The organism is Acidithrix ferrooxidans, from assembly GCF_000949295.1.
Taxonomy (GTDB): domain Bacteria; phylum Actinomycetota; class Acidimicrobiia; order Acidimicrobiales; family Acidimicrobiaceae; genus Acidithrix; species Acidithrix ferrooxidans.
This window is the reverse complement of record NZ_JXYS01000143.1, coordinates 1-11,455: the sequence shown is the minus strand read 5'-3', so window position 1 is coordinate 11,455 and position 11,455 is coordinate 1. Positions and strand designations below refer to the sequence as shown.

At 46.7% G+C, this 11,455-nt stretch carries 10 protein-coding genes and 2 pseudogenes; 7 read left to right on the top strand and 5 right to left on the bottom strand.

Features of this window, described 5'->3' with window-relative positions; all coding sequences use genetic code 11:
- Together AXFE_RS17545 and AXFE_RS17540 are read right to left on the bottom strand one after the other, a co-directional pair.
- Nucleotides 1-663 (bottom strand): annotated as a pseudogene (locus AXFE_RS17545) (IS1595-like element ISAxf1 family transposase); the annotation flags it as partial.
- 496 nt (nucleotides 664-1,159) lie between these two features.
- Nucleotides 1,160-1,669, bottom strand: a complete 510-nt coding sequence (locus AXFE_RS17540; protein ID WP_052607191.1) for a hypothetical protein — start codon at nucleotides 1,667-1,669, stop codon at nucleotides 1,160-1,162.
- 285 nt (nucleotides 1,670-1,954) lie between these two features.
- Between AXFE_RS17540 and AXFE_RS20225 the strand changes: the two genes are divergently transcribed.
- The gene (locus AXFE_RS20225; protein WP_160291934.1) at nucleotides 1,955-2,104 is read left to right on the top strand and encodes a hypothetical protein; all 150 of its coding nucleotides are present in this window, start codon (nucleotides 1,955-1,957) and stop codon (nucleotides 2,102-2,104) included.
- 525 nt (nucleotides 2,105-2,629) lie between these two features.
- On the opposite strand, the gene AXFE_RS17530 is transcribed toward AXFE_RS20225, so the two are convergent.
- Nucleotides 2,630-3,274, bottom strand: a complete 645-nt coding sequence (locus AXFE_RS17530) for a response regulator (RefSeq protein ID WP_052607189.1) — start codon at nucleotides 3,272-3,274, stop codon at nucleotides 2,630-2,632.
- A 484-nt stretch (nucleotides 3,275-3,758) separates the two neighbouring features.
- Between AXFE_RS17530 and AXFE_RS17525 the strand changes: the two genes are divergently transcribed.
- From AXFE_RS17525 to AXFE_RS17500, 6 genes are all read left to right on the top strand, one after another.
- Nucleotides 3,759-4,331 carry a hypothetical protein gene (locus tag AXFE_RS17525; protein WP_052607188.1) on the top strand — a complete coding sequence of 191 codons (573 nt, stop codon included), beginning with the start codon at nucleotides 3,759-3,761 and terminating at the stop codon, nucleotides 4,329-4,331.
- A gap of 111 nt (nucleotides 4,332-4,442) precedes the next feature.
- Complete coding sequence (locus AXFE_RS17520) at nucleotides 4,443-5,033, top strand: hypothetical protein (protein WP_052607187.1); 591 nt, start codon at nucleotides 4,443-4,445, stop codon at nucleotides 5,031-5,033.
- A 547-nt stretch (nucleotides 5,034-5,580) separates the two neighbouring features.
- A complete protein-coding gene (locus tag AXFE_RS17515) occupies nucleotides 5,581-5,883 on the top strand; it encodes a hypothetical protein (protein ID WP_152626215.1) in 303 nt (100 codons plus the stop codon).
- A gap of 86 nt (nucleotides 5,884-5,969) precedes the next feature.
- Nucleotides 5,970-6,920, top strand: coding sequence for a hypothetical protein (locus AXFE_RS17510; protein WP_152626214.1), 951 nt, complete (start codon nucleotides 5,970-5,972; stop codon nucleotides 6,918-6,920).
- 761 nt (nucleotides 6,921-7,681) lie between these two features.
- Nucleotides 7,682-8,467, top strand: coding sequence for a hypothetical protein (locus AXFE_RS17505; protein WP_052607184.1), 786 nt, complete (start codon nucleotides 7,682-7,684; stop codon nucleotides 8,465-8,467).
- A gap of 341 nt (nucleotides 8,468-8,808) precedes the next feature.
- A complete protein-coding gene (locus AXFE_RS17500; RefSeq protein WP_052607183.1) occupies nucleotides 8,809-9,198 on the top strand; it encodes a hypothetical protein in 390 nt (129 codons plus the stop codon).
- A gap of 188 nt (nucleotides 9,199-9,386) precedes the next feature.
- On the opposite strand, the pseudogene AXFE_RS17495 reads toward AXFE_RS17500, so the two are convergent.
- Nucleotides 9,387-9,767, bottom strand: a pseudogene (locus AXFE_RS17495) (recombinase family protein); the annotation flags it as partial.
- Between the two features lie 611 nt (nucleotides 9,768-10,378).
- Nucleotides 10,379-11,380, bottom strand: coding sequence for an IS3 family transposase (locus tag AXFE_RS17490; protein ID WP_052607182.1), 1,002 nt, complete (start codon nucleotides 11,378-11,380; stop codon nucleotides 10,379-10,381).
- Nucleotides 11,381-11,455: the final 75 nt, after the last annotated feature.

Below are 11,455 nucleotides of genomic sequence, written 5' to 3'. Positions count from 1 at the left end.
CAAGGTCTTTCAGCACATACCCCGTAACTTGGGTTACCATCACTTATCAGCTTGGTATCGGAATCTAAACGTCTCACAAAAAACATCTTTGAATGATTTAGCAGTGGTATCTTTGATTACTTCCATGAAGCAATGAGTAGGAGCACCATTGCTAATCGACACTCCAATTAGGACATTGGTTTGTTTTGTTCCCTTTCCTCTTTAGCCTTCGCCATGGCTCTCACCACCTAAAAAGAACTCATCTACCTGGACGTTTCCTCCAAGTTTATATAAACCATTTCGGTCAGTCATTGCTTTTCGTAGCTTATTTAGCATCAACCAGCCAGTCGAATAAGATACTTGAACGAATTTAGCAATGGTAGTAGCCGAAAGACCACGCTTGTCGTTGGACAATAGATAGATAGCGGAGAACCACTTGGATAAAGAGATATGGCTTCGATGGAAGATGGTTCCGGAGGTAACGCTAGTTTGACGGTGACAAGATTTACATTGAAAAAGTGGAGCTCGAGATGCTGCATTTCTTCGATGGTTTGGCCTGATTAAGGTAAACTGGTCAGAGTCACACTTTGGGCATCTAAATCCCTCTTTCCACCGCAATTTGATCAAATGATCTTCACATGCTTCCTCTGAAGCGAAGCGTACCATAAAGCCTGAGATATCCACCATGCCTCCTTTATCGAACATCTGTTCTACTAAAGATTAGCTCCAATCTGGTCTCGGTGGAGGCGAAACTTACGAAACTTACGAAACTTGATAAGTATGATTTATAATTAGCTACAATTTCGCCCAAAGGCTCGCGTCGGGTGTCAAGGGAGTTGCTTGCACTTTTAGATAGCCGGATTGTTGAAAGCTTAACGATGCAGTTCGAAAATATAATTCAACCAAAGAACGATACCTACAAATAAATTTACAAACGTGAACCTCAATCGGCTGATTCGTCTTCAGTACATCGTAAATACGCTAATTCGGAAATAGGTTCGGAGACCAATAAAAGCTGTCCCAAAGATACCCATACCATGGTTCGAGATTTTGCAACTAGTGGTCCAGAGAATCGGAATAATCAATGGGTACTTCGAAAGAGGCGGTAAGAATATTCTGCGACGCTTCGCTATGCCTACGCGCTGGTAATTTTGCGCCTAGGCGTCAGTATGTCTTTGAATTACATCTTCTTTAGAAAATGTTGCCATAGCAGAATCACATCTCCTACGATAATTAACCCGATGTATAGCGCCCCTAGCTGGGCTATAAAAGGGTGTATATCAGCAGCGATTATTCCAGAGTACAGGCCAAGAGGCGCTGCCTTTGCTATGGTCAATCGCCAGTTTCGAGGACGCATGAATCCGTTGTTTCCTATCCCTTGCTCCGCTACTCTTACCTCGGTACGCCCTCTTATGTACTTAATCACTCGCAAGGAAATCCCTATGAAAAAAAATTCAATACACGCAATACCCAATAGCTGCAACATACCAAACTCTGGACGCAAGCTGGTCCCAACTGTTCCTGCAAATACAACCGAAGATACCTGAAGGACAAAGAACTCTACTTTCGAAGCAGTAGTGCGCGATACAGGTTGCCACTCAGACGTAGCTTGGTGGATGTCTTCTGGATGGTTTAGCGCGGACGAAATATCGCCCTTACTTCTTTTACCTTCGTGGTATTGGGGAAACACAACTACTCTCCTTATGAGACCAGGTAATACCCGAAGGCACTCCATCCACAACTAAATAGTGCACCACCAATGGTGACCTCCCCAAGATAAGGAACCTCAGCCGACAGTCCCGATCCCATAGGAGAGAATATACAGTCATAGACTGGTCCTGACGGTCCCTGGACGGGTTGGAAACTCATATCTACCATGGCGCAGGTCCAATTCTCATTGTTAGGGTAGGCAGCCAGACACCATTTCCCTAGATACCAATAAGCCCAAGTTGCGCAAGTTCCTCCCAGTTGACAGATGAGTTTCGGTGCTGCGGCGGAGATCACCGACTTCGCTCCGCTAGGAGCCATGGTCCGTGCCCATGCCGCAGATCCAGTTAATCCGACCGCCACAGTCGATAACGCCAATGCCCCCAAACCAACTGCGATCCTTCCTGTTATTCTTTAATACCCACTGTGAACACCCCCGCTTGCTTATTAGCTATCATGCTGATAGCGTTCGTCGATACGGCTCGTTAAACGAGTTTGCCTATCGTGCATAAGCCCTTGATTTATTGATTCTGCAATAAAGCATCCCCATGGCCACCACTATATGGAATACTAGCTCCGCAGCAATTGAACACTGAAAGTAACGCTAATCATTTATTTTTTGCCAGACATCTGCTTAAAAGATGATTTTGGGTTTTTTGGGCTGTAGATTTCTCGGCGATTAACTTAAAAAATGCCTAGGCTCTGCTCTTCCTGGTTAGCGAATCAGTTCAAACGGATTTGTGTAATATATTTCTAAAAGAAGCTGCCATATTCTGGAAATGGTAGATATTAACGCGGGCAAATTCGAGAACTATCCTGAAACTCACCGCTAGGTGTTGCCTCGGTATGAAAGTATCCTTGCTTGATCTTGGTATCGAGATTTCTAGCTATCCACCTAAAGAGCAACGTCAACGCTTCTCCCTGTGCAATATGAGATCACAAGTTATTCTACCAATTCCCCACCTTTGGCAACTAGGGCTGCCCTTGACTTTACAGTTAACCTATCGTGAAGATGAGCGACGTGTGACCGGATAGTGTTTTTTGAAATGTAAAGAAGGCTAGCTATATCTGCGTTCGCCAGCCCGTGTACTACTAATTTCAATATATCAAGCTCTCTAGATGAGCACTTAGAACTCAGCACTTCGACGTGCAGTTTTTGAGACTGTTTCGCAGTAAGACTGGTGACAAGGTTTCGTAACATCTTTGGAGAAATAAGAGCATCTCCTCTGTGCGCAGTAATGATCGCGCTATAGAGATCTTGGGGTGGGTCGGACTTAAGGATAAAACCTTGAGCTCCAGCGTGAAGGGCTGAAAGTACCATTTGATTGAGATCGAAGGTAGTTAGGATCACAATCTCTGGAGCCCCAACAAAATGATCCTTGATTTGTTTTGTCGTCTCTACTCCAGAGAGTCCGGGCATTGAAATATTCATAAGGACTACGTCACGTCGCAAAGCTTCAATATATGAGATCACTCCATGAACATTTTGTAAGCTGCCCACAACTTTCATATCATCTCTTGAGGAAATTAGAACCTCAATCGACTCTATGACCTCACGCTCGTCATCGATAATTAGGATACGAATCATTGAATTTTCGTATTGCTCCAAGGAATAAAGGCTGTGAAGCTACCTTTATCCGAACCCGCAACTAATGCGTAGCCGGCGCACCCACCTAGAAATTGGGCTCTTGTTTGACAATTAAATAAGTCCAGTCCCATGGCGGCTTCTTTGGTTACGATCATCAATAGGACCATTATCCAAGTGTTTATTGAAAAGCTTTCATAAAGAAAATAAAGGCCGAAGAACCCAAAAATCATCTTTTAAGCAGATGCGACGCGCAAAATAAATAGTTAGCGTTACTACCAGTGTTCTATGACTACGGAGGCTGGCTTCGAATGTGGTGGTGGCCACGGGGATGCTTTTTACAGAATCAATAAATCAAGGTCTTATCCACGATAGGCGAACTTGTTTAACGAGCCGTATCGACGAACGTTATCAGCATGATAGCTAATAAGCAAGCGGGGGTGTTCACAGTGGGTATTAAAGAATAACAGGAAGGATCGCAGTTGGTTTGGGGGCATTGGCTGTTAGCGCGGCCGCCATTGGCGTTAGTGCGACCGGCGCATCTGCTGCAGCAGCTCAAGGTGCTGATTCAGTTGCCGTTACGCATGGATATTTGTCGAACATCGTTGTAAGCGAAAATGTTGCGATTCAAATCCCTCCCCAGCTAACGCACAATAGTTTGTTCACGCCACTGACGGCCAGCGGATGCACAGGAGCACCTCCAGGGTTGGGTCCGTTTGGAGTGTGCATCAGAGTAACCGGTTACGGCACCTACGTATCGAACGTGGTAACAAGTGCCTATGCGAGCTACAGTGGCTGTAGTTCTGCGCAGCTCATCCGCAATGGAGCGGTTATAAAGCAGGCGCCAATTGTGTGTTACGGCAATCCGAATACATACTGCTTCGGATACGGTTGTGGACAAGCTGGAACCATGCTTTCCGCAACGTTCAGCTTTTACAGCAACTCTTGGTTCCACGTAGGCGATAAGTTGTGCGTTCGCTATGTTGGGGAGGATGGTACCACTCCGTTCCAATGGAATGGCGGCTCATCTACGCCCATGTCGTGCGAGACCATTGGCTGAAAGCTACAGTCGTAGCTATTGCTATTTGGTTATAGGTAATCGATAGGGCTCCGTATTCAATCCTTGAGTGGCGATACTTAAATTAGGGCAGGAATTACAAGGAGGAACAGCGTGTACGCAGAGATTCAAGGGGCCCACAGCCTATTTAGAGGAGGGGTGCTCGGAGCAACCTTCACTTTCGTTGCTTCGGCAGTTCCCGTCTTATCGGCGTGTGTTGGAATTGCAACTCGCCCGTGGCGTCGTTTTGAATTGATTGTGGCCGCGGCGGTAGGAGCAGCGATCTCGCTGCTGGCTAATCTTGGCTTGCTTTCATCGATGCTGTTCTCCGCCTCTGCATCTAGGGAAATCGGCGGCGCCATGACAGTTGTTCTCATCTTCTTGGTCGCCGTTGTTGTGCCGTTTTTCGCAGTGCGACTTGCATTAGGTCGAAAGGGCTGGATTGTAAACGCTAGTTTGGCAGGGCTCTTTCTGGACTTGCTGTTGAACGCATCGCTTCTCGGATGGTCAATTTCGAGTCTGTCGGTGCAAACTGTGGTTACCAGCATTGATATTATTGTGGCGGTCGTGCTCCCGGTGGTAGTCGTAATTCGTCGAAGCTTAAAGCTAGAACGGTTGGTTATCTCATTGACACTTAGTCTCCCGGTCGCAATATACATAATGATTGGGAGCTCCTCAGCCTTTTGGGCTGGAGGACGTATTTGATCGAGCGTTTCAAGCCAATCCAAAATCAATAGTTAACTTTATTATCGATTAGTTGATAAATTTGAAATACTTTTCCAGTGAATATCAGAATAGCTATCGCACTTGCCTGCTTTTAGATCTACCTATTCCAGAAAAAAGCAGCTTGTTTCAACAATTCATTATGCAAAGCCGTTTCAACTTGATTTGCTGATCAGGTAGAGCGGAGCGATGAGCAACTATATCTCCCCTTACCGTTGCCAAGTTTCAACTTGATTTGCTGACCAGGTAGAGCGGAGCCTCATTATTTTTGGGTTCCACCTGAGAATTTATTTACCAAAAACCCCAAAATCATCTTTTAAGCAGATGTCGGGCGCAAAATAAATCGTTAACCTTAAAACCAGTGTTCTATGACTACGGAGGTTGGCTTCGAATGTGGTGGTGGCCATGGGGATGCTTTATAGCAGAATCAATAAATCAAGGTCTTATCCACGATAGGCGAACTCGTTTAACGAGCCGTATCGACGAACGCTATCAGCATGATAACCATTAATAAGAGGGGATGTTCACAATGGGAATTAAAAGAATAACAGAAAGGATCGGAGTTGGATTGGGGGCATTGGCGTTATCGAGTGTGGCGGTCGGATTAACTGGGTCTGCAGCATGGGCGAGTGGTGCACCTCGCCCCCAAACCCCCAAACCCGCATTAATATGCAAGCCAGGAGGTACCTGCGGATCTGTAGCTTACTGGGCAGGCGAGGAATGCGATAATCCCGGTGATTATGCGCTCGACCCTTATGGCACACCGCTTGAGTGTCATTACGTCGGGACTGACGCGTATGGCAGTCCGATCTTTATCTGGGTTGAGGCTTGAGGATATGTCTGGGAATGACTTGAAACTCAGCTTCGACTGGGACATGTACTATAGCCCTCAATTCAGTATGGTGCTCATAGGGAAAGGTGCATGCATTGCGATCGATCAAAGCTGAAACTTCGCCTCTTCCCTCCGCCGAGCTTGTCGAGTACCTAAGTCGCCTTCTGGTTCGTGACTTTTCCGACACCGTACGTTGGCTTCCGAGACGATTAGGCGCTGGCGCATTGTTTGGGGGCGAGGTACTCATCTGTGCAGACTGGGCTTATCAGCTAAATCTCGGACCCTCGGTCAAAGAGGCGCTCTCCTATTTTCAGCTGGACGGTGCTCTCGGACTCCATGAGCTGGGACTGTCAGTAGTCGATGAACTTGGTTTTATTGGTGAGCGGAGTGGAGCATGGGAGTTGACCATAGGAGAGCCTAAAGCTTTGGTACAGTCCCATCGCGATGGGCAAGCGGTTATGAGTTCTGCTTGTCGTTCTGCTCTCTATCAAGCGACCCTGCTTGCAGCATACGAGGAGCTGGAGGTTGTGCCGTCGGCCCTCTTTTTCCTAACGTTAGCCTTGTCATCATCCATGGTCAATCGCCTAGGACAACGTGCCCTAGTGATTGATGAGGGCAGATTATTTTCGACGAATAGCACTTACGACGATTTTCAACGAAGATTTTGCCAAGTTCCCTTGGAAGAGTTTCTCGCTTCTGAGACCCCATTGTCGGCTCGGTATGCGACCGACGCGGAAGCAATTGTAAGCGCCTTGTTCGACGGATCCATACCGGAGTTTCAATTTCCGACTAGCTTTATCCCCTTGTCAAGGTTATTGGTTGAACAGGGTTTGGCTCCTGGGGGTTGGGAGCCTGGGAAATGGCGTCCAGTAGTTCTTAGTGATGATTCAACGGAGATTTTACGTCTGTCGAATCTACTCAGTCGCCGTGGAATGCTCTATCAATCTCTTCCGAATAAAAGTCACGCGATGCCTCGATATCTGTATGTAAGGAGTGAGGACATGCGCCATATTTGGGCTAACTTTCGAGGGGAGTAAAACCTTTATCTCTTGTGGGTCCAGCTTCCACACATTTCATTATGAGTCGCTTGATTTGGCGTTGACGATGGCAGGTTCGAGTTGTGCTAACCACCTGTTCCAACCCAATCTGTAGCGAGCCACCTACTCCAACCCCCGAAAAACAAGACAGCACACATCTATCAAGGCGACGGGAGAGGTGCTGCCACCTATTTTTCAGATGGGCTAGGCATAGAGACGACAGGTGGCTATTACTCCGAAGGCGGATCGCAATTAATTGCCGAACACACTTGGCAAAACGGCAAAATCGTATCAAGCCTTGGTCTAGATGAAGCCGCCTTCAAAGCTTGGGTAGAGGGCGGTGAGTGTCAAGACAGCAGGCACTTCTGCAAGATCAATTAGACGTAGGCATTGTGGTCAACAATGATGGTCACGACTTGTCTATCTAGCTGGATTGGGAGAGGTGGCTGGGAGAGACGCCAAGGTACCCGATCCGGACGCATGACTGGTTACTTCTGAAAGTTATTCTCCAGAGTAAATAAAGCCCAAAAGTCCCCAAAATCATCTTTTAAGCAGATGCCGAGCGCAAAATAAATAGTTAGCGTTACTACCAGTGTTCTATGACTACGGAGGTTGGCTTCGAATGTGGTGGTGGCCATGGGGATGCTTTATAGCAGAATCAATAAATCAAGGTCTTATCCACGATAGGCGAACTCGTTTTATGAGCCATATTGACGAATGCTATTAGATAGATAAATGGTAACAAAGAGGGGATTTTCACAGTGGGAATTAAAAGAATAGCTGGAAGGATCGGAGTTGGTTTGGGGGGATTGGCGTTATCGACTGTGGCGATAGGGGCTGGATCAGCTGCCAATGCATCGCAGAGCCCGCTGGTGATGCCAAGCATGAACCAGCTGTTACCTCATTCATCTACCAATTTTGAATTCTTGGTCAGCGGGAAGGTAGGCACTGTTGTGACCAAGACGGTGTCGTTTTCTAATGCTGGGTTAATAAGAAATCTCCTGAAAAATCCAAGACTCTCTGCTGCCCAACGGAGGATGTTGGAATTGATTCCAACATCGGCCACTGACACTTTTAGAGTTCTCTCTCCAAGGCAAGCTGCAATCGCAGAAGCTGCAGACAGTGGTATTCATACGGGCAGCGGGACAATGTCGTCGTCTTCCACGTCCGCACTTACTCCGTTGGTAGGTAATGGCTACACGGTTGTATTTGACGATGTATCCAGTTGCAGCACCCCCGTCGGAACAAATTGGATGCATACGTATACAGGATGGAACTTTTACAACTTAGGCAACAGTGCCTATGTTTCCTCTGTGGATCAGTCAAATATCTATACTGGTGAGGCATTAGGTTACTCGCTGAATGCTGCGCCGACGCAGCGAAAGAATTGGGGCGGGGGGAACGGCGATTCGTATCAGTTCGCGACGTTCATTGGATCTTCCGAGTGGGGCATTGGCGAACCAAATGAGAGTTTCAACTTGCACCAGAACTTTATGCATGGTTCAAGTTTCCACTGGAATGTCTACGATAATGTGCAGTGCTTGTAGTTTTATATTTCGCCATTGAATGGCTGGATTGCTTCGCACTGATTTTCTTCTCGCTCCTCTCGGACCTGTGACGTATGAAAGATGAGTCAGAGGGGAATATTGAACTTTGAATAGTGAAAACTTTAAGGGAAAGCAGCACTGCAGATGCAGATGTGATGATAAGCCATTTATCGCGAGTTGAATAGGAATTGATTTAACTTGCTCATTTCCATCGTGACCACATTACTTGGCAGGTTGAGATGAAAGCTAAGGCTATTTAGCGCAACGAGGGATTAAGCGGCGTTAACAAGATTGAGAGTGTGCCCATGTAGCGGGACGCACTGAGTTGAGGAGCAATGAGGATGGTAAGTACGGAGAGGGTACCTCGAACTGGTCCAAGGGAGTGGGTATCAGTTGCGCTGCTGCTTTTAGGCGGCTTTGTTGTTGGACTTGGTTGGTTCGCTGGGCTTATTCTCTTGTGGTCTTCTCGAGTATGGACAAGAAAGCAGAAGCTCGTTGGCACCCTTGTTCTGCCAGGTGGCTTATTGGCTCCAGTGATATGGTTCGGTGTCAATTCGAGAGCGACGGATTGCACCACAGCTACCAACTCACAAGGTCGTATCGTATTTAGGCAATGCATTACAAGTGAGTTCGGACTTAGCTTTACTACAGTTGAAATCGTATTCATACTTGGAATACTCGCATGCCTATTTTCAATTGTGTATCTCATCCGAGCCGCTGACCTCCTGTGAGACGACGACGCAGAGATCAAACTGGGACTTCGGATTTAACGGTGGAAAGTTAGCGTCTTCCCCGCGCAGGCGGGCGTGGTCCCTTTTAGATAGGACCGCGGTATGGATCTTGAGTGTCTTCCCCCGCCCAGGCGGCAGGTTCTTGTCGTGATAAGAACCTGCTAGAGCGCGTTAAACGGGTAAGGTCTTCATCCTTGGTCGAGGTCTAACTGTCTGACATACTTATACAACGTCTCCCGACTAATCCCAAGTGATTTAGCTACCGCTGTCTTAGCCTCCCCCGAGAAAACCCTCTGGCACAATTCGTCAATCTGTTCTTTACCAAGAGATGGTCGTCTTCCTTTGTATACCCCTTTCTGCTTAGCTAGCGCAATTCCTTCTCTTTGACGCTCTTTGATAAGTGATCGTTCAAATTCGCCAAAGGCTCCCATAACAGATAAAAGCAGTACAGCCATAGGTGAATCATCACCTACAAAGATGAGTGACTCTTTGACGAATTCAATTCGTACCCCTTTATCAGTAAGGGTTTGAACTATATTGCGTAGATCATCTAGATTTCGAGCTAGACGGTGAGTGTCAAGATAGTTGGCACATTTGCTTAGTTTGAGATTAATGGTTTTCTGGCACCTTCGTGCCGCCAAAAGCTAGTTAATTTAGGTTCCTCATTGATCGACTTATCCGTGGCGAAATTTTGATCTAGTTGCCGACGACAAGTCGGCAACTAGATCAAATGACCACACTTGGGTCTGCCAATTTGGCTAACTAATTGACAATCCTAAATATCTTTGGGCTCATGAGATCGAAGCTGGATAACAAAATCGTCGCACTATCGTCACGCAACGGACCATTGGAGCTCGCAAATAGGAAACCTCCTGGCTGTGTTGATCGATGACGGACTTGTGGTGTGATTTATACCCACCTTCCCTCTGAGATCTCAGGCCTCTAGCTCTTTAGGAAGCTAACTGGGGTTATTGAGTTGTGGACGATCGCTACGCAAACGGTAATTGAAATGTGGAAAACGCTTCGCGTTTGCGCACAATCCAATAACCTTCGCCCACGAGGCTCTTTCAACCTACTACTACTACTACTACTACTACTACTAATTAAATTAAAGTCTCTAAGATCTTGAATCTCTTCGTGTTGGGTCAATCGACTTAGAACTACGCAGATAATGTAGAACTTAGGATGGATTTATCCCTTGGTGGAGTGGTCCAGGTTCTCGCCAGGTGAGACTCCAGTCTCTCACTTTAGAGTTGATCCACCTCTTTGGATTGAGTTCCTTTGTCGTTTCGTAGAGTTTCTGTCGCATCGAGAGTACTTCGAGATGGTTTCCTTCATGAACATCATGGGGAGTAACGAACTTTAGACCACTATGTCGGTGGTGGTAGTTGTAGTAGTTGACAAACTTCTCCACCCAGGTCCGACTATCTCTAAGGTTTTCAAATCCTCCATATGGATAACCAGGCCAGTACTTGGTAGTGCGAAAGAGCGACTCAGTATGAGGATTGTCATCAGAAACCCGAGGTCGTGAGTTCGAGGTAGTGATCCCCATTTTGTAGCAAAGCTCTAATAGAGAAGATCCCTTCATAGGAGATCCATTGTCGCTATGTAAGATTTTAGGAGCTCTTCCTCCTTCTAGGAGAGTTGCTCTTACAACTACATCGGCAAGTTGCTGAGATGATTCGCATCCGTATACTTCATATCCAACTATCTTTCTCGAATAAAGGTCCATTACGAAGTACAGGTAGTAAAAAACTCCATGTACCGGTCCACGCAGCCAGGATATATCTGTGACCCAAATTTCAAGGGGAGCATTTGCCAAATGACTAGGAATATCACGTTTAACTGCTGTTTTGGCTCTACCTCTATGGTTGTTTTGCTTGTGGTCACGAAGAATTCGATAAAAGGTAGATTCCGATCCGAGATAGATTCCCTTATCGGCCAAGGCTGGAACTACTTGACTTGGAGGAAGTGACGAGAACTCCTCCTTATGCATGGTATCTAAGATCTCTTGACGTTCAGATTCATCTAGAGCAAAGCTGGGTTTAGCCCTAGTGGCAAAGGGGCGTTTGTCGTGGGTGTTGTCACCTTCAGCTTTCCATCTCTGAAAGCTACGTAGTGACAGTCCAAGTTCCTTGACCGCTAGTCTAAGCCTAGCTCCGCCGTTATGAGCTTCCTCAATAAGTTCTACTTACAAGTAGGCGATCTGAAGGGGAGGTCATTCGACCTCTTTGTCCCCGACAGGTCGCCTGGGCTT